The sequence below is a fragment of the Kribbella capetownensis genome, from assembly GCF_004331485.1.
Classification (GTDB): domain Bacteria; phylum Actinomycetota; class Actinomycetes; order Propionibacteriales; family Kribbellaceae; genus Kribbella; species Kribbella capetownensis.
Map to the genome: position 1 here is coordinate 1,342,887 of NZ_SJKD01000001.1, position 20,153 is coordinate 1,363,039.

Here is a 20,153-nt window from a genome sequence, read left to right on the forward strand (position 1 = left end):
CCGGGGCAGCAAGGTCAGAACGGACAGAGCACGGTCCCGGGACAGCAGGGCCAAGGCACTCAGCCTGGGACGGGAACTCAGCCGGGGACGGGAACTCAGCCTGGCACCGGCACTCAGCCGGGGACGGGAACTCAGGCTGGCACCGGCACTCAGCCGGGGACGGGAACTCAGCCTGGCACCGGCATTCAGCCTGGGACGGGAACGGGGACTGGCACGGGAACCTAGCCTGGCACCCCCACTCGGTCGGGGACGGGGACTCAGCCGGGCACCGGCACTCATTCGGGGACGGGAGGTCAGGCTGGGACGGGAACTTGACGCGGCAGCGGCACTCGGTGGGGGCGGGGAGCGGTGGTTCGGGTGGGCGGGTGGGGTGAGTTGATGGGGGGTGGAGCAGCCCGGCGGGCTTGAGCGGACACTTGGCCCGTCGGGCGACGGCGTGGTTTTGGCCGGTGGGAGAGGCAACCAAATGGGGCGGACTGTCGGCGACGGAAGGTGACGACACGCGGAGACGGTTCGGGGTGGGCGTGGGTGGGGTAGGGATGGGGGCGTGGAATGGTCGAACGTCACCTGGTTCCTGACCGCCCTGGGGGCGGTCGTTGTACTACTGACGCGCGTCCGGCTCGGTGGAACGGTGGTGGACGGCACGGGCCATGGCGCCGGCCGCCACGGGTATTCCGCTGTCCTGCTGCGACTTCACACCACCGTCGGCGTGCTCACGCTGATCGTCTGGGTCGTTGCCCTGGTCACCGGACGGCGGGAGATCGCTCTCCTGGCCCTGGTCGGATGGTGGCTGCTGGCAATCGTCGGATTGTTGCTGCTGGCCCGTTGGCTGCCCAGCGGCGGTAAACATTCGGAGGAGGCGGCAACAGATGCCTGGGGCTCCGGCGCCGGCCTGTCCCTGCTGGGCCACCTCGGGATGGTCATCGGCGTCGGCTACTTCACCTTCGTCACCCTGACCGATCGCCTCTGAGCCTCTCCACCAGCACTGCGACCGAACGCGCTGTCGTCGGCAGGTCAGACTGGAGTCGATAGCGGGTTACATCACCACTAGCGGCTAGTTGACCCGCCATCGGTCAAACAACCCGCCATCGGCATCAGCCCGTGGTTAGCCCGTCCAGGAGTGCGGCGATCGAGCGGCGTACGCCGGCCTCGAAGGCCTCCTGGCTCAGCGTGGCGCCGGCTCCGGCGACCCGGTCGTACAGCAGCCCGTCCATCATCGCGGCCGCCGGCCAGGCGGCTTCGTCCGGCCGCGGAATGCCCAGCATGTCGAACAGCCGTGCCAGACCCGCCCGCAACTGCCGTCCGCCCTCGTCGATCGCCGCCCGCAGCTCGGGCTGACGGCTCGCCTCCAGCGACAGTTCGTAGCGCGCGACCAGATCATCCGGCCGGTCTCGCGCCAGCCCGATCGTCATCCCGATCAGCAGGTCGAGCGGGCCGTGGTCGGCGTCCGGTGGCATCGTCGCCAGGTCCCGGCTGACCATCCGGTTCACGCAGGCTGTCAGCAGCGCGCTCCGCGTGCGCAGGTAGTACGACGTGGATCCCGGCGGCAGCCCTGCCTCCGCGTCGACCGCGCGGTGGGTCAGCCCGCGCAGGCCCCGGGTCGCGACGAGGTGGATCGCGGCGTCGGCGATGGCGTCCCGGCGATCCGCGCCGAGCGGAACCTGCTTCGTCACCCCGACAGTCTCCCATTCCTTCGCAGGCTCTACAGGTGTAGAGTATCGCTCATGAGTACGGCGATCGTGGTGGGAGCGGGAATCGGCGGGGTCACGGCGGCCGTCGCACTGCAACGGTGCGGATGGCAGGTCTCGGTGCTGGAGCGAGCGCCGGAGCTGGGCGAGGTGGGTGCTGGGATCTCCGTCTGGCCGTCGGCGGTCGCCGTTCTGGAGGAGCTCGGGGTCAAGGGCGTCGAGAAGGCAGCCGTGGTCTCGAAGCCGGCCGGGATGCGGAAGCCGAGCGGCCGCTGGGTGCTGGCGGCGGCGGACTTCGGCGTCGAGATCCCGGTGATGATCCACCGCGCTCAGTTGCATGAGCTGATCACGGCCGAGTTCGGCCCAGCCGTCACGGTCCGGACCGGGTACACGGTCACGAAGATCAGCCAGGACGAGACCGGGGTGACCGTCAACGACGAGCTGCGGGCCGACCTGGTCGTCGCGGCCGACGGGATCCGGAGTGTTGTCCGGAGCACCCTCTACCCGGAATACGGGGGACCGCGGTACTCCGGGTACACGGCGTACCGGGGAATCGCCGACCTCGAGGTCGACGACGGCGGAGGTGAGACGTGGGGGCGCGGGCGGCGGTTCGGGTTCGCGCGGCTGATCCACGGGCGGATCTACTGGTACGCGACCGCGAACCAGCCGGCCGGCCGAGGCGGCGATCACGCGGCGGTGATCGCCGCCGAGTTCGGCGATTGGCATGACCCGATCCCGAAGCTTCTCGCCGGCACCGAGAACGTGCTGCACAGCGACATCTACGATCTGGGGCTGCCGCTGGTCCCGTTCGTCCAGGGCCGCGTGGTCCTGCTCGGCGACGCCGCCCACGCGATGACTCCGGACCTCGGCCGCGGCGCCTGCTCAGCCATCGAAGACGCCGGCGCCCTCGCCCGCCAACTCCGCGAGACCCCCGAGGTCACCACCGCCCTGAGCCAGTACGACGCCGAACGGCGACCCGCCACGACCAAACTGGTCAAGCGATCACGGGTCATCGGCCGAGTCGGCCAACTGGAGAACCCGCTGGTCCGCGCCCTCCGCGACGGCCTCTTCACCATCGGCGGCAAGTTGGCCGGGCTCCGTCGGCGGTGAGCGGATCCCCACCACTCACCAACCTCGCTTGATCGGAGCGGCCGGCGTCCGCGCAGGCGGATCGGTGGCCGGGCCCAGGGGGTTGGTGAGTGGCGGAGATCCGGGTGGAAGAATCCTGGGGTGACCACATCTCCTCAGGCAGCCGAGATCGCCGGTGCGAAGCACATCCACTCGGGCAAGGTCCGGGATCTGTACGAGCTGGATTCCGGCGAGCTGCTGATGGTGGCGAGCGACCGGATGAGTGCGTTCGACTGGATTCTGGAGACGCCGATCCCGGACAAGGGCAAGGTGCTCACCGCGATGAGCCTGTGGTGGTTCGAGCAGCTCGACGTGCCGAACCACATCCTGTCCACCGACGTACCGGCCGAGGTCGCGGGCCGTGCAGTCGTGTGCGAGAAGCTGGACATGTTCGCGGTCGAGTGCGTCGCTCGCGGCTACCTGAGCGGCACCGGCTTGCTCGACTACAACGCCACCGGCGCGGTCTGCGGCATCCCGCTCCCGTCCGGGCTGGTCGAGGGCTCGCGGCTGGACGCGCCGATCTTCACGCCGGCGTCCAAGGCCGAGCTCGGCGAGCATGACGAGAACGTCTCGTACGACGCTGTGGTCGCGACTGTCGGTGCGGACACGGCGGCGGCGCTGCGGGACCTGACGCTGGACATCTACGCGCGGGCGCACGGGATGGCGGAGGAGCGCGGGATCATCCTGGCCGACACGAAGTTCGAGTTCGGTGCGCGGGCCGACGGCACGATCGTGCTCGCCGACGAGGTGCTGACTCCGGACTCGAGCCGCTTCTGGCCGGCCGACCAGTGGTCGTCGGGTCAGCAGCAACCGTCGTACGACAAGCAGATCGTCCGCGACTGGCTGCAGTTCGAGTCGGGCTGGGACCGCACGTCCGGCGACGCCCCGCCCCCGCTGTCCGACGAGGTCATCGAGCGCACCCGCTCGGCCTACATCGGGGCGTACGAGCAACTGACGGGACGGAAGTTCACGGCCTAGAAGAGGCCGACTCCCAGCGCGAGCAGGATGAAGCGGGCGACGCGGCCGGCGAGGGTGGAGAGGGCGAAGGTGACCACGCCCATCCGGGAGGCGCCGCCGATGAGCGCGACGCCGTACAGCGGCGGGATGCCGACCGAGGCGCTCAGCAGGGTGACCGGGACGCCCCAGCGGCGGTCGCTCATCGCGTCGAGGAGCCGTTTGCTGACGTCACGGTTCCACTGCACGAACCGGCCCCAGCGGGTGTCCAGGTTCACCGCCTTGGGTTCCTTGGACATCCGGTCGGCGTACCCCGGGCGATAGCGGACGGCGAGGAACATCGCGACCTTGCCGAGAGTCTGGCCGACGGATACCCCGATCGCGGCGACCACAGGGTCCAGCGCACCGGAGACGCCGACGCCGAGGACATAAGCCTCCGCGTTCATCACCGGTATGACGGCGGACCCGATCCCGAATCCGACCGCCAGCGCTAGCTGCCACACCCACATGCATGGAAGCGTAGGCGGCGAACCCAGCCCGGGCAGTGGTGCCTGCACCACTTCAGGGAGGAACCCGGGGCCCCTCAACCCCGGATCCCGCCCGTCCTAGGTGGAGCACGGGCCCCTAGGTGGTGCGGAGGTTGGCCGGATCGACCGCGTCCCGCACCTGACCACTCAGCACGCCGCTCGCCAGCGCCGCAACCCCTCCGGCCAGTACGCCGACGACGGCGGCCGCGATCAGGACGAAGACGACCACGGACGACGTGTCCGCGGGCGGGTCCACCCGGTTCTGAAGGCTGCAGACGAGCCCACCGCCGATCAGCACACCCGCACCGACAGCTACTGCGGCCGGTCCGGTCAACTGGATCCGCACGGACCGCAGGACCTGCGATGCGCCCATCCCGAAGACGTTGAGTGCGGCCAGTTGGCTTCGCTGGTCGAGCAGATCGTCGGCCGCTCCCGCCAGCATCGCCACCCCGGCCGCGAAGGCGGCGAACAGGCTGAGCAGCGCGACGAAACCGAGGCCGGTGTAGATGAAGTCGCCGCTCGCGGCCAGTTCACGCTCACTGAGCTGGCGGTCCCGGCCGATCGCCAGTACTGCCCCGACGACGCCACCGCAGACGACCAGCAGGGCGAGCATGCGGCCGATCGATCGCGAGGTGTGGAGGAGGCGGCCGCCGGCCAGCATTCTCACTGGGTCGCCCGACCGCTCCAGCCGCCGGGCGTACGCAGCAACGGCGACGGGCGCGAATCCGGACGCCGCCAAGAGGACTCCAGCGGCCTGGACGAAGATCAGGATCGGGCTGAGGGGCATCAGACTCAGCGCGACCAGAGCTGCTCCGACGGCGCCGATGGTCAGGTACCTGCCTTGCCAGGCTGCTCGGTCCGGCTCGCTCTTCGGCTCGGTCGAGAGCTGCCGACGGAGGAGACCGCCGGCGCCGGCAGCAACCAGGGCGAGGACGACAGCGAGGACGGGCCAGGCTGCCAGGTCACCCACAGCCGGAGAGGGCAGCACTCGACCTACCTGCGGCAGAGACTGCACGACAGCTGCCACTGCGAAGTACAACGGTCCGGCGAGCACGCCACCGAGCAGACCGCTAGTGCCGGCATCAGCCGCACCGATCAGCCGAACCTGGCTCGGCGTCGCGCCGGCCAGTCGCAGCGCTGCCAGTCGCCGGTCACGAGCCGCCGTACCGAGTCGGAGCGCCTGGAAAGCCAGAGCGCACGCGGCAGCCGCCAGGAGTACCGCGGCTGTTACGACGCCGGGGCGCAGGCCGTCCTCGGTCAGATAGCTGCTGTACGTCGCGCTGTCGAGACTGCCGACTCGCACGATGCGCTGGCCGACGAGGAGGAAGACACCGGCCACAGCGACGGCCGCGACCAGCAGCGTCGATCGGCGGCGATCGGTGGACGACTTCGGCCGGGCCAAGGTGATCAGAGTCGTGACGGTCATGACAGCCTCACCTCATGTTGGACGACGCCGTCACGCAACCGGACCTCTCGGTCGGCGTAGGCGGCGATCAGGTTGTCGTGCGTGACGATCACCAGCGCGGCGCCGCCGTCGCGGGCGGACGCGACGAGCAGCTCCATCATCTGCTCGCCGGCGCGGCTGTCGAGACTGCCTGTCGGTTCGTCGGCGAATACGACCGCCGGTCCGGTCACCAGCGCCCGCGCCACTGCCGCACGCTGGTTCTGACCGCCGGACAGTTCGCTCGGCAGCGCCTCGCTGTCCTCAGCCACTCCGACCCGCTCCAGCCAGCCGAGGGCTGCCCGGCGTGCAGCCGCGGCATGGTGTCCTTCCAGCAGCAACGGCAGGGCGACGTTGTCCTTCAGCGAGAGGTCGGGCACGAGCTGGCCGAACTGGAGCACGATGCCGACCTGAGTACGGCGTACTCGTGTCCGCTCGGCCTCGGTGAGCTCGGCGAGGTTGCGCCCGGCCAGCGTCACCGTGCCCGCCTGTGGGCGGAGGATGCCGGCGGCGCAGTGCACCAGGGTGGACTTGCCACATCCGCTGGGTCCGGTGACGGCCACGATCTCGCCGGCGTCGACTCCGAGTGAGACACCGCGCAGGGCGACGTCACGACTGTAGGCGTACTCGACCCGCTGGATCTCCAGGGCGTCGGTCATCGATTGGTCTCCTTCTGCTCGGTGATCCGGTCCAGCGCTCGGTCCAGCCAGCGCAGGTCTGCGTCCAGGTGCAGCGCCACGTAGTCACGCACCAGCCACGACGACGAGTCGCCCCCGGCTTCGGCGGACTTGAGCTCGCGGATCCGGTGGAGGTAGATCGCCCGCTGCCGGGCCAGGTAGGCGGAGGCGTCCTCGCCGGTACGGATGGTCGCCACCACTTTGCGGACCATCTCGTCGACGCCGCCGGGGGCGGGCTCGATCGGCTCGGCGAGCCAGCGGGCCAGGCGCTCGCGGCCCTTCGCGGTCAGCGCGTAGACGGTCCGCTCCGGACCGCCCTCGGATGCCCGGTCGACCACCTCGACCAACTCGTCGCGCTCGAGTCGCCCGAGCGTCGTGTACACCTGCCCGAACGCCAGCGGGCGGCTGTCCGGGAACCAGGAGTCGTGGCCGCGCTTCACGTCGTACCCATGCGCCGGACCGGCGGAGAGTAATCCAAGGACCAACTCGGCGGTTGCCATGACGAGGACTATACACCAAGTGTATGTACTGAGTGAATAGTCGGCGATGCGGCGTTCTGGCGCCCGGTCGGTAGGATTCAGGGCGTCACGCCGGAACGAAACCTGGAGTAGTCAGTGGCTCGCGTTGTCGTCGACGTCATGCTCAAGCCCGAGATCCTCGACCCGCAGGGCAAGGCGGTGCACGGCGCGTTCGGCCGGCTCGGCTTCGACGGCGTGGCCGATGTCCGGCAGGGCAAGCGGTTCGAGATCACCCTGGACGGCGAGGCGACCGAGGAGCGGGTCGCCGAGATCCGCAAGGCCGCCGACACGCTGCTGGCCAACCCGGTGATCGAGGACTACACCTTGCACGTCGAGGGCGACGCGCAGTGAAGATCGGGGTCGTCACCTTCCCGGGGTCGCTGGACGACGCGGACGCCCGCCGCGCGGCCACAGTGGCCGGCGCCGAGCCGGTCGCCCTCTGGCACGGCGACGCCGACCTGCACGGTGTGGACGCGGTCGTCCTGCCGGGCGGCTTCTCGTACGGCGACTACCTCCGCGCCGGTGCCATCTCCCGGTTCGCGCCGGTGATGGAGACCATCATCAAGAAGGCCGGCGAGGGTCTGCCGGTGCTGGGCATCTGCAACGGCTTCCAGGTGCTGTGTGAGTCGCACCTGCTGCCCGGCGCGCTGATCAAGAACCACCACCGCAAGTTCATCTGCAAGGACCAGCCGCTGCGGATCGAGAACAACCGCACCGCCTGGACCAGCGACTACGACGCCAACCACGAGATCACCATCGTGCTGAAGAACCAGGACGGTTCGTACGTCGCCGACGAGGCCACGCTGGACCGGCTGGAGGGTGAGGGCCGGGTCGTCGCCCGCTACCTGGCCGAGAACCCGAACGGCTCGTACCGCGACATCGCCGGCATCACCAACGAGCGCGGCAACGTGGTCGGCCTGATGCCGCATCCGGAGCACTGCGTCGAGACACTGACCGGCCCGACCACGGACGGCCTGGGCTTCTTCACCTCGGTGCTGAAGGCCGTCGTCTCCAGCTGATGAAGTCGTCACGGTTGCGGCGCATCCTGGCCCGCAGCCTCTTCCTCACCGCGGCGATCCTGATCGTCGCCGCCGGTACGGCGAACGCGCAGCCGGCCGGCCTGATGGCCAAGGTCGTGGTGATCGGCGTACCGGGACTGACCTGGGACGACGTGAAGGCCTCGCCGGAGCTGACCGCGCTGGTGAACCAGTCCAACGTCGGGTCGATCACAGTGAAGACCGCCGGGCCGCACACCTGTCCGGTGGACGGCTGGCTGACGATCAGCGCCGGCACCCGGGCTTGGGGGAGCGTTTCCGACCAGCCGTGCGGCGACCTGCCCGCTGTGACGGACGGCAAGGTCGCAGGCTGGCAGACGTACGTCGACCGGCAGGCCGAGCACCACACCGGTGCGCCTATCGGCCGGCTCGGTCAGACCGGTTACCCGATCTGCGGGTTCGGTCCGGGTGCCGCGATCGCCTTGGCGCGGACCGACGGCTCGGTGACGAACTGGCAGCCAGAGGCCGACCGGGCCCGATTGGCGAGCCCCGCGTGTGGTGACGCGATCGTCGACGCCGGGGCGCTGCCGCTGGGCGAGGGGCGGGCAGAGGCCCGCAAGAAGGTTGCCGACCTCGTCGCCGATGCCCGAGCGGCCGGAGGGTGGGTTCTGCTCGTCGGTGTCAGCCAGGAGCTGGCCGACTCGCACCAGGAGCCCCTGGTCGCCATGCAGCTCCCGCCGGACAACGGATCGCGCTGGCTGACCAGCGACAGCACCCGTCGGCCCGGTCTGATCCAACTGACGGACATCACCGCGACGATCCTCAAGGGACGAACCGCGGCCGAGGTGGATCCTGCCGGGGCGGAGAAGGCCGGTCCGCTGGACGGGAGCGAGATCCGCTTCACCGGCCCTGTACACACCGACGCGGACGCGGTCATCGAGAATCGGCTCGACGCCGATCAGCGGTTCGAGCAACCACGGCCGGTTCTGATCGCGGTCTCGATGACGATCCTGGCCGCGGAACTCCTCGCACTCGCCTGGTTCTGGTTCACCCGCAGCCCGCGCTCCCGGCGTACGTTCGTCTTCACGTTGCTCAGCCAGGGCGGGTTCTTCATCGCGGCCTTCCTGTCCACCGCGACCGTGTGGTGGCGCTGGCCTACGCCCGGACTCTCCTTGTACTGCGTGGTTCTGGGGATCAGTGCGATCCTGGCGGCGGTGTCCCAGCTGGTCCTGAAACGCTATGCGTTCCTGGGAATCACGCTGGTGGCGTATCTGATCCTGCTGGTGGACGGCGTACTCGGGACTCCGCTGCAGTTCGGCAGCATGTTCGCCGACGGGCCGGTCGTCGGTGGGCGGTTCTACGGCTTCGGCAACTCGACCTTCGCGACGCTGGCGGTCGCTGCCCTCGTCACGGCCGGGTGGGCCGCGCAGAAGCTGATCGACAAGAGCAGAGTGCAAGCCGCACTCGCTGTGCTCGTCATCGGCGGCGCGGCTATCGTGGTGGACGGCAGACCGGGCTGGGGGACCGACTTCGGCGGCATCATCGCGCTCACACCGGCTGTGCTGCTGATGGCCTGGCTGACCTGGCGCGGCAGCATCTCGCTGCGTGCCCTGATCGGTGTGAGTGTTGCCGGCGCACTGGCGGTGTCAGCCGTCGCGTTCCTCGACTACTTGCGGCCGCCGGATCAGCGGAGTCACTTCGGTACCTTCGTGGCCCGGTTGCTGGACGGCGATGTGGGCGACGTACTCATCCGCAAGCTGGACATGGCGGCGCACTACTTCACCGGTCCGGCCGGCTGGGCCATGCTCGTCGGTGTGGTGCTGGCCATGCTTGCCACTGTGTTGCCGGAGCGGGTGCCGTTCCCGGCGTACCGGACCTTCTACTCGAGTCTGCCGATGATCCGGCCGACTCTGCTCGCCCTGTCGGCCTGCGGTCTGGTCGGCATGCTGCTGAACGACGCCGGGGTCACAGTGCCCGCGATCATGACCGGGTTCAGCCTTCCACTGCTGGTGGCCCACCTGGTGGCTTCCGAGCAGCCCGCTACCGTTTCACCTGAGTCCCACCTAGTGCAGGAGTCCTGAAGTGTCTACCGACACCGTTAGCAACGCCACCAGTACCCCGGACGTCGAGCAGCCCTGGGCCGAGCTCGGTCTGAAGCCGGACGAGTACCAGCGGATCCGTGACATCCTGGGCCGGCGGCCGACCAGTTGCGAGCTGGCCATGTACTCGGTGATGTGGAGCGAGCACTGCTCGTACAAGTCGTCCAAGGTGCACCTGCGCAAGTTCGGCGACATCCCGCAGGAGACCCCGGCCGGGAAGATGCTGGCCGGGATCGGCGAGAACGCCGGCGTGATCGACATCGGCGAGGGGTACGCCGTCACGTTCAAGGTCGAGTCGCACAACCACCCGTCGTACGTCGAGCCGTACCAGGGCGCGGCGACCGGAGTCGGCGGCATCGTCCGCGACATCATCGCGATGGGCGCCCGCCCGGTCGCGGTGATGGACCCACTGCGGTTCGGTCCGCTGGACGCCCCGGACACCAAGCGCGTACTGCCGGGAATCGTGTCCGGCGTCGGCGGCTACGGGAACAGCCTCGGGTTGCCGAACATCGGTGGCGAGGTCGTCTTCGACCCGACGTACCTGGGGAACCCGCTGGTGAACGCGCTCTGCATCGGTGTGATGCGGCACGAGGACCTGCACCTCGCGAACGCGACCGGCGTCGGCAACCAGATGATCCTGTACGGCGCCAAGACGGGCGGCGACGGTATCGGCGGAGTGTCGGTGCTGGCGTCGGAGACCTTCGCCGAGGGCGGTCCGACCAAGCGGCCGGCGGTCCAGGTCGGTGACCCGTTCATGGAGAAGCTGCTGATCGAGTGCACGCTCGAGCTCTTCGCCGCGAAGGTTGTCGAAGGCATCCAGGACCTCGGCGGCGGCGGACTGTCCTGTGCGACCTCGGAGCTGGCCAGTGCGGGTGACGGTGGCATGCGGGTGTCGCTCGACAAGGTGCCGCTGCGTGATGCCTCGCTGTCGCCCGAAGAGATCCTGATGAGCGAGTCGCAGGAACGGATGATGGCCTGCGTCACCACGGACAACGTCGAGGAGTTCCTGAAGATCTGCGCCAAGTGGGACGTCCAGGCCGATGTGATCGGTGAGGTGACCGACACCGGACGGCTGGAGATCGACTGGCACGGCGAGCGGGTCGTCGACGTCTTGCCGGAGACGGTCGCGCACGAGGGCCCGGTCTACAACCGCCCGTACGCGCGGCCGGACTGGCAGGACGACCTGCAGGCCGACGGCGCGGAGAAGTTGCCGCGAGCAACCACTGGCACCGAGCTGCGGGACACGCTGCTGAAGTTGGTTGCCTCGCCCAACCTGTGTGACAAGTCCTGGGTCACGGACCAGTACGACCGGTATGTGCTGGGCAACTCGGTGCTCGCGCAGCCCGAGGACAGCGGCATGATCCGGGTCGACGAGACCAGCGGGCTCGGCGTCGCGGTCTCGACCGACTGCAACGGGCGGTTCGCCAAGCTCGACCCGTACACCGGTGCGAAGCTGGCCCTCGCCGAGTCCTACCGGAACGTGGCCACCACGGGTGCCCGCCCGGCCGCGGTGACGGACTGCCTGAACTTCGGTTCGCCGGAGGACTCAGGTGTCATGTGGCAGTTCACCGAGGCCATCCGCGGCCTGGTCGACGGCTGCATCGAGCTGGGCATCCCGGTCACCGGCGGCAACGTGTCGTTCTACAACCAGACCGGTGAGACTCCGATCCTGCCGACGCCGGTGGTCGGCGTACTCGGTGTGATCGACGACGTCACCCGTCGTACGCCGATCGGCTTCACGGCCGAGATGGAAGGCCACCAGCTGTACCTGCTCGGTGAGACCGAGGAGGAGCTGTCCGGGTCGGAGTGGGCGCACGTCGTCCACGGCCACCTTGGCGGGCGGCCGCCGGCGGTCGACCTGGCTGCAGAGCAGCAGTTGGCCGACATCCTGATCAACGCCTCTCGCGACGGACTGATCGACGCGGCGCACGACGTCAGCGACGGCGGTGTCGCGCAGACGCTGGTCGAGTCGGCGCTCCGCGGTGGCGTGGGTGCCCGGGTCTGGGCGCCGGACGGGCTCGACCCGTTCCTGTTCCTGTTCGCGGAGTCGGCCGGCCGCGCGGTCGTCGCCGTACCGCGCACCGAAGAGGTCCGGTTCACCGACATGTGCACCGCGCGCCGCTTCCCGCACGCGAAGATCGGCGTCATCACCGGCGACTCGCTGGACGTGCAGGACCAGTTCGAGCTCCCGCTGACCGAGCTCCGCACCGCCTGGACCCGAACGCTCCCGGCCGTCCTCAGCTGACCAGTCGCTCGAGGACCCGGGCGCTGTGGGTGCCCGGGTCGGCGGTCATGAAGACGACCTGCTGGTCGTCATCCGGTACGACGAGGACGTCGCAGCTCACCTGGAGCGGACCGAGCTCCGGGTGCTGGAGGGTCTTGGCGCGGTGGCCGGGGGCGTGCACCGGGTCGGTCGTCCAGAGGACGCGGAACTCCGGGCTCTTCGCTCGCAGCTCGGTCACCAGCTCGGTGATCTGCCGGTCGCGGGGATAGCGCCGTGCCGCGGTGCGGAGGCGAGAGACGGCGATCCGCTCGAAGCCCTGGCTCGCGGCGACCTCGCGGGCCCGCGACGGGTCGAGGAAGCGGCGGCGGGCCAGATTCGAGCCGGCGTCGAGGTCCAGGAGCGCGGTCGCCAGCGGGTTCGCGGCGACCACGTCGTACCCGGCGTCAGTGACGATCGCGGCGGTGGCCGGTAGGCGGTTCAGGAGTTGCCGGACCGATGGGCGGACGTGCCGGACCGGGCTGGTCGGCGCCGTCGGGGCCACATCGGCCAGGCGGAAGAGGTGGGTACGCTCGGCCGCGGTGAGCCGGAAGGCGCTGGTCAGCGCGTCCAGAACCTGCGCCGACGGATGCGGTCCACGGGCCTGCTCGAGCCGCGTGTAGTAGTCCACCGACACATGGGCGAGCTCCGCGACCTCCTCGCGGCGGAGTCCCGGCGTACGACGACGTGCCCGGGGCGGCAGGCCGAGGTCGCCGGCGCGCAGTATTTCGCGTCGTACGCGCAGGAATCGGGCCAGTTCGTCCCGTGCCATCTTGTACCTCCTTCGCTCAGCCAGGCCCAGGTAGTCCCTGGTTGAGGCGCTGCTGAGGCGGAATCGTTCCTGGTATGAACAATTCCACAGCCCTGGTAACCGGTGCGAACAAGGGCATCGGCAAGGAGATCGCCCGGCAGCTGGCCGCTGCCGGGCTCACCGTGTACGTCGGCTCGCGGGATGCGAGCCGTGGACAACGAATAGTCGACGAGCTCGGCGACCGGGCCAGGCTGCTGGTCCTCGACGTCACCGACGCAGACAGCATCGCCAAGGCGGCGGCCGCGGTCGGCTCGCTGGACATCCTGGTCAACAACGCCGGCATCTCGCCCGACCTGGCGCCCCCGGCCGAGGCCGACGTGGAGGCCTTCCGCCGGACCTACGAGACCAACCTGTTCGGCGTCCTGGCCGTCACGAACGCCTTCCTTCCGGTACTGCGCCAGTCCGCGCACCCGCGGATCGTGAACATCTCCAGCGGCACCGGTTCACTCACTCACAGCGCCGGCCCCGCCTTCGCGATGACCGGGAGCGGCGCGGCGTACCGCAGTTCCAAGACTGCCCTCAATGCCCTGACGTTGTTCTACGCCCAGTCCCTCGGCGAGCCGTTCAAGGTCAACGCTCTCGCTCCCGGCCTCAGGCGTACCGACCTCAACGCCCGCGCCGCCGCGAGCGACGGCGACCCGGGCGAAGCGGCTGCCGGTGCCGTCCACCTCGCTCTGCTGCCTGACGACGGGCCCAGCGGGACGTTCGTCTCCTGGGACGGGACCCCGCTGCCCTGGTGAATCCGTGGCGCTGCCCGGTCGTCTGGCACACTCGAAAGGACGAGTGAGGTGAGGCGGATGGTGGAGCGGCGGCCGGCGAAGCCGTCTGTGGGCGACCTGATCGGGTTGGCCTCGGCGGCCGGGCAGGAGGCCCGGGTCGTGGCGGCCCGGCGGCGGGTGGCGAACATCCGGCTCACCGACGAGGAACGCCGGATCTGTACTGACGACCTCGCCGAAGCGTTCGCGGTCGGGCGGCTGGACGAGGACGAGTTGCACCGGCGGGTCGATCGGCTGAACGAGGCCGTCACGCACGGCGAACTGCAGCCGATCTTCGCTGGGCTGCCCGCGCCGTCGCTGTACCAGCTCGAGCCGCGCAAGACCGGCCGGTGGCGCTGGGCGGCGTTCGTCGGTGCGGTCTGGCTGGCCCTGCCGTTCTTCCTGCTCGGACTGGTCTTCCTGGTCTTCGGTCGCGAGCTCGCCGCCGCGATCTTCGGCCTACCCGCGATCCTCTGGACCCTGGTCGCCTACCGCTGGGCCAAGGGGACCACGCGCAGATCCCGCCGGACCTGAGGCCCGGCGGGACTACGCCTGACTACTTCTCCGGCTCGGAGCCGATCCAGAGCACAACGACTCCCGGCGACTCCGGCTCGGCCTCATGGACGTACCAGTCGCCTGGTGCCGGGTCGACTTCCTTGGCGGTGTTCACGCCGTTGACCATCTCCGTCTTGGAGTTGAGGTAGCCGCCGATCGTCACGCCGCGCGCCGCGATGAGCTTCTGCACCTCCGACACCTGCTTGTTCTTGTACGACAGGCCCGCCAGCTCCTCCCCGGGAGCACTGGCATCGCTCGGGATGTACTGGTACCTCTCACCAGGCTGGGCGGCCCGGCCGAAGTGGATCTCGGCCTTGCCCTTGAACTTCTTGTCCACCTCGACTCCGTACTGGCAGCCGGGGTCGTTCGCATCCAGGGTCGATCGGCAGTCCTCACCCGGCTTGAGCAGCCCGAGCTTGGACCCGTCGCTGCCCACGTAGTACAGGAAGGTCGCGTATTTGCCGACGGCCGACGGCGCGACCGGGACCATCTTCACCTTGATGTCCAGGCCCAGCCTCTTCAACTGCTGGTTGTAGGCCTTCGGGTCGGCGTCCTCATCGACCACCCGGACGGTCAGCCGTTCGCCTTGATCCGTGACGGACAGCGCCTGCGGCAGATCCTGCCCTGGCCGGTTGACCACGGTGGCGGCGACCACGCCGGCGATCAGGAGGGTGCACGCGGCGGCTAAGAGTACGCGAGGTCGGGCCGGGCGGCGGCGGGTTGCGAGGGGGACGATCGTCTCGTCTGCGCCATTGGTGATGTTGGCCGACAGTTCGGACCAGGCTGCGTTGGTGATCTGCTGGTCGGGGCGGGCCAGGCCGCGGACTGCGGCGTCGATGTCAGGCGTCTTCATGTGAGGTCTCTTCCGTGAGGGCGACCAGCTTCCGGTTCGCGAGCGGGGCGCTGAGCAGTTTGGCGAACCGCTTCCGGGCGCGGTGCAGCCTGATCCGTACGGCGTTGCGCGTGATCCCGAGCACGGTCGCGATCTGGGCGGTGTCGAGGTCCTCCCAGGCGACGAGGGACAGAAGTTCCCGATCCTGGTCGGGCAGTGCGCTGAACGCCCGCGCCGCGGGGGAGTCGTCGGGCAACGACCGGTCCGTCCCGTCCGGCTCGGTGAGTTCCTCGCGCAGCTTGGTCGCGAGCGCGTGCCTGCGTCCCACGCCTCTGCGGTGATTGGCCAGCACCCGCCGCGCCACGCCGTACAGCCATGGCCTGGTCTGGACGCCTGAAGGGACGTCGTCGAGCCGTCGCCACGCGATCAGGAACGTGTCCGCGAGCAGGTCGGCGGCGTCGTAGCCGCTGTCGGTCCGGCGGTGCAGGTAGCCGAGGACGGCTTCCCGGTGTGCGCCGAACAGCTCTTCGAACCGGTCCCTGCGTGGATCCGGTGGTGGGTGCACGGCTCCCTCACTCACCGGCCCTGCCCAGGCCTTGATCGGTGTCTGCGTCATACCCGGTAGATGTCCGGCAACGGTCCGACCCATTTCACCGCACGGGTGTTGCGGAACCAGGGCACGACTCTCAATTCCCTGCGTGCTGCGCGGCACTCGGCACCTGATCGCGACTGCAGGGAATTGAGAGACGTGCCCTAGCCTGTGAGGCGTGGAGGCTGTGTTGCGGGTCGCGGTGCGGGCGGACGGGCCCGCTGTGGCCGAGTTGGCGCGTGCCTCTGTGCGGGAGCTGTTCCCGGCGTACTACGACCCCGCTCAGACGGCCAGCGCCGCGGAGCACATCACCACGCTGGACACCGCGCTGATCGACGACGGGACCTACTACGTGCACGAGGCCGGCGGCGAGATCGTCGCGTGCGGTGGCTGGAGCCGGCGGAACAAGCTGTTCAACGCCAGTACGGCGGGAGCCGACGCGCGGCTGCTGGACCCGGCGACCGAGCCGGCCCGGATCCGGGCGATGTTCGTCCGCAGCGACTGGACCCGCCGGGGCCTGGGCCGGGCGATCCTGGATGCCTGCACCGACGCCGCCCGGGCCGAGGGCTTCACGCAACTTGCGCTGATGGCGACGCTGCCCGGCGTACCGCTCTACAAGGCTTTCGGATTCACCGAGGTGGAATCCGCCGAACTCCCCATGCCCGACGGCGTCGTCCTCGGCGCGGTCGCGATGGAACGCCCAGTCGACCCGCCCGTGAAGGAGAAGACCGTATGACCGCAGGCACCACCGTCGCCGCACCCGACGGCACCGAGGTTGTCCTCGGTGAGATCGGTACGCGCGTCCTGCTGAAGAACTCCCGGGTCCGAGTCTGGGAGGTCTCGCTCGCGCCGGGTGAGGCGCAGGGCTGGCACCTGCACCACAACCCGTACGTCGTCCTGTGCCTGTCGACATCCCCGTGTCACATGGACTGGCTCGACGGCAGCCCGGCCCGGCAGCTCAACGAGACCGTCGGTGGCTCGGTCTACCGGCCGGTGTCGCCGGTCCACATGCTCACCAACGACGGCGAAACGCCGTACCTGAACCGGCTGATCGAGGTTCTCGACCTCGGCGAGGAGGCGTCGGGCGATCCGTACTTCCTGGTCGCCGGCGTGCCCGCGGAGGCGGGGTTCGAGCAGGTGGGCGAGGTCCCGGCGAAGGTGGTCGTAGACGAGGACGACGTCCGCGTGCAGCACGTCACGCCTGATGCGGGCGAGTCCTACACCTGGCACACCGGCGCGTACCCGGCTCTCGTGGTCGACCTCGACCTGGAGCACCCGGACGTCACGTACCTCGAGCCCGGCGAGTCCTACACGCTGCCCACCAAGCCGACCCGCACGTCGGGCTTCAACCTGGTCGAGCTGCGCTACTACAGCAAGCCACGCACCTGAGTGGCGTCCCGGGCGGCCAGCACGGCGGCAGTGTCGATCTGACCGAGATCTGCGTGCCGTAGACGTTCCTTGACCAGCGGGACCTGCGGACCGACCGCACTGAGCTCGTCCACACCAAGAGCGGCGAGCAGTACGGCGGCCTGCGGATCGCTGGCGAGGTCGCCGCAGATGGCTACCCGGACTCCGGCCCGCCTGACCACGTGGTCGATCAGCTGCAGTACGGCGGGATCGAGCCCGTCGGCGAGTGGCGCGACCGCGGTGTTGGTGCGGTCCGCGGCGGTCGTGTACTGCGTGAGGTCGTTGGTGCCGATGCTGACGAAGTCGAGGCCGGCAGCGAGGGTGTCGATCCGGAGTGCGGCCGCGGGGACCTCGACCATGATGCCGACCTCCAAACCATCGGGCCGCGGCCCGAGCTCGTCCAGCGCCCACGCGACCTCGTCGGCGGTCGTCACCATCGGGAACATCACGTGGACCGGTGTCTCGGCCGCGACCCGGCGTACTGCTTCGAGCTGATCCCGCAGCAGCTGAGGACGGCGCCGGAAGACGCGGAGGCCGCGCTCGCCCAGGAACGGGTTCGCCTCCTGGTCCTGCGGCAGGAACGGCAGCGGCTTGTCGCCGCCGATGTCCCAGGTTCGGATGGTGATCGGCTTCTCCTGCAGGGCTCGGGCGATCGCACGGAACTGCTCGGCCTGCTCGTCGACGCTCGGCGCCGTACGCCGATCGCCGAACAGAACCTCGGTCCGCACCAGCCCGGACCCGTCCGCTCCGCGCGCCTCCACAGCATCCTGCACCGACCCGACGTTCACCAGTACCGCGATCGTCCTGCCGTCCACGGTCGTCGCAGGCTGATCAGCCTCCTCGATCGCGCGCTCCCGCTCGGTCTGCCGCTCGGTGATGGTCCGCCGGACCGCGTCCTCGTCCGGCGCGACCTCGAACGAGCCTGCCCGTGCATCGAAAGCGACCGTTGCTCCAGCCGGTACGGCGACGTCGCCGATGCCGGTGATGAGAGGTATTCCGCGCGACCGAGCCACGATCACCCCGTGCCCGGTGGTCCCGGCCGCCCGCACCGCGATCCCGGCAACCTTGGCGGCGGCGAGTGTGGCCGCGGTCGCGGCGTCCAGCTCGGGTACGACGAGGATCCCGCCGTCAGCCGCTTCGTCGACGGTCGCTCCCGTCAGGGCCCGCAGTACCCGATCCCGAACGGCCCGGACGTCTTGCGCGCGTTCCCGCTGATAGGCATCGTCCAGCCCTTCGAACGTCTTCGCCAGGTCGTCGTAGGTCTGCTTCCAGCCGACGGGTGCCGGCGTACCTGCGGCGATCGCGGCCCGAATCTCGTCCAGCGGTTTGCGGTCCTTCAGCAACGCGAGATGTGCCTCGAAGATCCCTCCATGCTCCGGACTCGCGTCTCGAAGCCGCCCCAACTCCTCAGCAACAGTCGCGACCGCACCGTCAAGCCGCGCCGCCTCGTCGCCACCGGCAACGTAGTCGTTCAGGTCCACGCCCGCCCCGGCAATCACCGCGGGCCCGATCGCAACGTCCAGCCCCGATCCACTGGCGAGGGAGCCGGCTGCTCGCGATCCTGTCTGCCCGGCGGCCGTGGGCTCATCGCCGAAGTTCTCGGCGGCCAGTTCGCCGATCGCCGCCAGCACCTCGGCGGCTTGCCGACCGCTCGCACCGACTCGCAACCTGTGGCCCTGCTGGGCGTTGAGGGTGGCGACCATACTCAGACTGCCTGCGTCGATCGGCCCTCGCCCGGTATCCAGATCGGTCAGCGTCACGACAGCATCGAACGAGTTCACCAGCCCGACCAGCCGCGCTGCGGGCCGGGCATGCAATCCATGCTCGTTGCCTACGACAACTTCCACGGTCTGGTCAGTGGCCGCCACAGCAGCTGCCTCAACGCCACCGCCGCCGCCAAGATGATCCTGCTTGCCGAGCAGGCCGCGCTCGGCTTCGGCCGCGACCGCGGCGAGTGAGGCGCCGGTGGACGCGGTGACGACCGCCGCCACCAATCCCTCGACGAGCGGCGCACTCGTCAGCCGCACGTGCGAAGCCACGTCGGGATCGACGAACTCCAGCGCCAGCTCCGCACTCAGTACGGCGCTACCGAGATCGAGCAGCACGAGTACGCCGTCCGGGCTGTCCGCCGTCGTGATCGCCTCGGAGACCGCCATCGCATCCGTACCGAACGTCGTCGCGTCCAGCCCGGCCGCGACCGCGATCACCGGACGGTTGTCAGCAGCAACCATCTCCGCGGCGAGCCCGATCGCCGCGTTCGCCAGCGCGTGGCTGTGCGACACGACCACGATCCCGATCATGGGAGGGTGCGGGCAGCCGACTCCAGCAACAGTGTGGTGCTCGTCGCCCCCGGGTCCTGATGACCGGCGCTGCGCTCGCCCAGGTAGCTCGCGCGGCCCTTCCGCGCGACCAGCGGGACCGTCGCGTCCCGGCCCTTGGCGGCCGCCTCCGCCGCGGCGGTGAGCGCACCGGCGAGGTCCGCTCCGCCCGCGACCGCGGCGTCGTACGCGTCCAGAGCCGGCGCCCAGGCGTCGTACATGGTCTTGTCACCGAGCTCGGCCTTGCCGCGCTGGAGGATGCCGCCGACGCCCGCCGTGAACGCCTCGCCGATCGTCGCCGGAGTCAGGTCGGCGCCGGCCAGCGCGGTCCCGAAGCGGAGGAAGAACGTGCCGTACAGCGGCCCGCTCGCCCCGCCGACCTTGCTGACCAGCGTCATCCCGGCCTTCTTCATCAACTCATCGACCGTCTCGAAGCTGGTCTCGTCCAGCAGCGCGACAATTGCCCGGAACCCACGGTCCATGTTGGCCCCGTGGTCCGCGTCACCGATCGCCGAGTCCAGCTCAGTCAGGTACGCGGCATTGTCGTGCAAAGACCCCGCAGCATCCCGCAGCCAGTTGACGAAGTTGTCGACTCCCAT

21 protein-coding genes and 1 pseudogene are annotated in these 20,153 nt (G+C 69.6%); 11 read left to right on the forward strand and 11 right to left on the reverse strand.

Features of this window, described 5'->3' with window-relative positions; genetic code table 11:
• Positions 1-547: 547 nt before the first annotated feature.
• Entirely contained in the window at positions 548-970 is a 423-nt protein-coding gene (locus E0H75_RS06640; RefSeq protein WP_131512236.1) for a hypothetical protein, read from the forward strand.
• A gap of 124 nt (positions 971-1,094) precedes the next feature.
• Here E0H75_RS06640 and E0H75_RS06645 read toward each other — a convergent pair whose 3' ends face one another.
• Positions 1,095-1,673 (reverse strand): TetR/AcrR family transcriptional regulator, encoded by a 579-nt coding sequence (locus tag E0H75_RS06645; protein ID WP_131512238.1) that lies wholly within the window; start codon positions 1,671-1,673, stop codon positions 1,095-1,097.
• Between the two features lie 51 nt (positions 1,674-1,724).
• On the opposite strand from E0H75_RS06645, the gene E0H75_RS06650 reads away from it, so the two are divergent.
• Entirely contained in the window at positions 1,725-2,798 is a 1,074-nt protein-coding gene (locus E0H75_RS06650; protein WP_131512240.1) for an FAD-dependent monooxygenase, read from the forward strand.
• 120 nt (positions 2,799-2,918) lie between these two features.
• On the forward strand, positions 2,919-3,794 hold the full coding sequence (locus E0H75_RS06655; RefSeq protein ID WP_131512241.1) for a phosphoribosylaminoimidazolesuccinocarboxamide synthase: 876 nt from the start codon (positions 2,919-2,921) through the stop codon (positions 3,792-3,794).
• Here E0H75_RS06655 and E0H75_RS06660 read toward each other — a convergent pair.
• The 4 genes from E0H75_RS06660 to E0H75_RS06675 all read right to left on the reverse strand — a co-directional run bounded on the left by E0H75_RS06660 (position 3,791) and on the right by E0H75_RS06675 (position 6,915).
• Positions 3,791-4,279, reverse strand: a complete 489-nt coding sequence (locus E0H75_RS06660) for a hypothetical protein (RefSeq protein WP_131512242.1) — start codon at positions 4,277-4,279, stop codon at positions 3,791-3,793. The two genes, E0H75_RS06655 and E0H75_RS06660, sit on opposite strands and share 4 nt — an antisense overlap.
• A 115-nt stretch (positions 4,280-4,394) precedes the next feature.
• Positions 4,395-5,723, reverse strand: coding sequence for an FtsX-like permease family protein (locus E0H75_RS06665; RefSeq protein ID WP_131512243.1), 1,329 nt, complete (start codon positions 5,721-5,723; stop codon positions 4,395-4,397).
• Entirely contained in the window at positions 5,720-6,397 is a 678-nt protein-coding gene (locus E0H75_RS06670; protein ID WP_131512244.1) for an ABC transporter ATP-binding protein, read from the reverse strand. The genes E0H75_RS06665 and E0H75_RS06670 overlap by 4 nt, the downstream gene beginning before the upstream one ends.
• The gene (locus E0H75_RS06675; RefSeq protein WP_131512245.1) at positions 6,394-6,915 is read right to left on the reverse strand and encodes a PadR family transcriptional regulator; all 522 of its coding nucleotides are present in this window, start codon (positions 6,913-6,915) and stop codon (positions 6,394-6,396) included. Before E0H75_RS06675 ends, E0H75_RS06670 begins: the two co-directional genes overlap by 4 nt.
• Before the next feature lie 114 nt (positions 6,916-7,029).
• On the opposite strand from E0H75_RS06675, the gene purS reads away from it, so the two are divergent.
• From purS to purL, 4 genes are read left to right on the forward strand one after another with little or no spacing between them, the layout of a single operon-like run.
• Positions 7,030-7,284 carry a phosphoribosylformylglycinamidine synthase subunit PurS gene (gene purS, locus E0H75_RS06680; protein WP_131359615.1) on the forward strand — a complete coding sequence of 85 codons (255 nt, stop codon included), beginning with the start codon at positions 7,030-7,032 and terminating at the stop codon, positions 7,282-7,284.
• On the forward strand, positions 7,281-7,952 hold the full coding sequence (gene purQ, locus E0H75_RS06685) for a phosphoribosylformylglycinamidine synthase subunit PurQ (protein ID WP_131512246.1): 672 nt from the start codon (positions 7,281-7,283) through the stop codon (positions 7,950-7,952). Before purS ends, purQ begins: the two co-directional genes overlap by 4 nt.
• Entirely contained in the window at positions 7,952-10,009 is a 2,058-nt protein-coding gene (locus tag E0H75_RS06690) for a hypothetical protein (protein WP_131512247.1), read from the forward strand. The genes purQ and E0H75_RS06690 overlap by 1 nt, the downstream gene beginning before the upstream one ends.
• Position 10,010: 1 nt before the next feature.
• The gene (gene purL / locus E0H75_RS06695; protein ID WP_131512249.1) at positions 10,011-12,272 is read left to right on the forward strand and encodes a phosphoribosylformylglycinamidine synthase subunit PurL; all 2,262 of its coding nucleotides are present in this window, start codon (positions 10,011-10,013) and stop codon (positions 12,270-12,272) included.
• Here purL and E0H75_RS06700 read toward each other — a convergent pair.
• Positions 12,265-13,059: a helix-turn-helix transcriptional regulator gene (locus E0H75_RS06700; protein WP_131512251.1), complete on the reverse strand. Its 795-nt coding sequence runs from the start codon at positions 13,057-13,059 to the stop codon at positions 12,265-12,267. The two genes, purL and E0H75_RS06700, sit on opposite strands and share 8 nt — an antisense overlap.
• Positions 13,060-13,133: 74 nt before the next feature.
• Here E0H75_RS06700 and E0H75_RS06705 point away from each other — a divergent pair, with 74 nt between their 5' ends.
• Complete coding sequence (locus tag E0H75_RS06705) at positions 13,134-13,838, forward strand: SDR family oxidoreductase (protein WP_131512253.1); 705 nt, start codon at positions 13,134-13,136, stop codon at positions 13,836-13,838.
• A gap of 57 nt (positions 13,839-13,895) precedes the next feature.
• Positions 13,896-14,387, forward strand: coding sequence for a DUF1707 SHOCT-like domain-containing protein (locus E0H75_RS06710; RefSeq protein ID WP_131512254.1), 492 nt, complete (start codon positions 13,896-13,898; stop codon positions 14,385-14,387).
• A 22-nt stretch (positions 14,388-14,409) separates the two neighbouring features.
• On the opposite strand, the gene E0H75_RS06715 is transcribed toward E0H75_RS06710, so the two are convergent.
• Positions 14,410-15,261, reverse strand: a complete 852-nt coding sequence (locus E0H75_RS06715) for a hypothetical protein (protein WP_131512256.1) — start codon at positions 15,259-15,261, stop codon at positions 14,410-14,412.
• Positions 15,248-15,820, reverse strand: coding sequence for an RNA polymerase sigma factor (locus E0H75_RS06720; protein ID WP_238162870.1), 573 nt, complete (start codon positions 15,818-15,820; stop codon positions 15,248-15,250). The genes E0H75_RS06715 and E0H75_RS06720 overlap by 14 nt, the downstream gene beginning before the upstream one ends.
• 187 nt (positions 15,821-16,007) lie before the next feature.
• Between E0H75_RS06720 and E0H75_RS06725 the strand changes: the two genes are divergently transcribed.
• Both E0H75_RS06725 and E0H75_RS06730 read left to right on the forward strand, forming a co-directional pair.
• On the forward strand, positions 16,008-16,565 hold the full coding sequence (locus tag E0H75_RS06725) for a GNAT family N-acetyltransferase (RefSeq protein WP_131512259.1): 558 nt from the start codon (positions 16,008-16,010) through the stop codon (positions 16,563-16,565).
• Positions 16,562-17,218, forward strand: a complete 657-nt coding sequence (locus E0H75_RS06730) for a cupin domain-containing protein (protein ID WP_131512261.1) — start codon at positions 16,562-16,564, stop codon at positions 17,216-17,218. The genes E0H75_RS06725 and E0H75_RS06730 overlap by 4 nt, the downstream gene beginning before the upstream one ends.
• On the opposite strand, the gene E0H75_RS06735 is transcribed toward E0H75_RS06730, so the two are convergent.
• The 3 genes and pseudogenes from E0H75_RS06735 to dhaL all read right to left on the reverse strand — a co-directional run bounded on the left by E0H75_RS06735 (position 17,197) and on the right by dhaL (position 20,153).
• Entirely contained in the window at positions 17,197-19,104 is a 1,908-nt protein-coding gene (locus tag E0H75_RS06735; protein WP_337589499.1) for an HPr family phosphocarrier protein, read from the reverse strand. The two genes, E0H75_RS06730 and E0H75_RS06735, sit on opposite strands and share 22 nt — an antisense overlap.
• 21 nt (positions 19,105-19,125) lie before the next feature.
• Positions 19,126-19,536: pseudogene (gene dhaM, locus E0H75_RS44825) on the reverse strand (dihydroxyacetone kinase phosphoryl donor subunit DhaM); the annotation flags it as partial.
• On the reverse strand, positions 19,533-20,153 hold the full coding sequence (gene dhaL / locus E0H75_RS06740) for a dihydroxyacetone kinase subunit DhaL (protein WP_131513099.1): 621 nt from the start codon (positions 20,151-20,153) through the stop codon (positions 19,533-19,535). The gene dhaL and the pseudogene dhaM, both read right to left, overlap by 4 nt.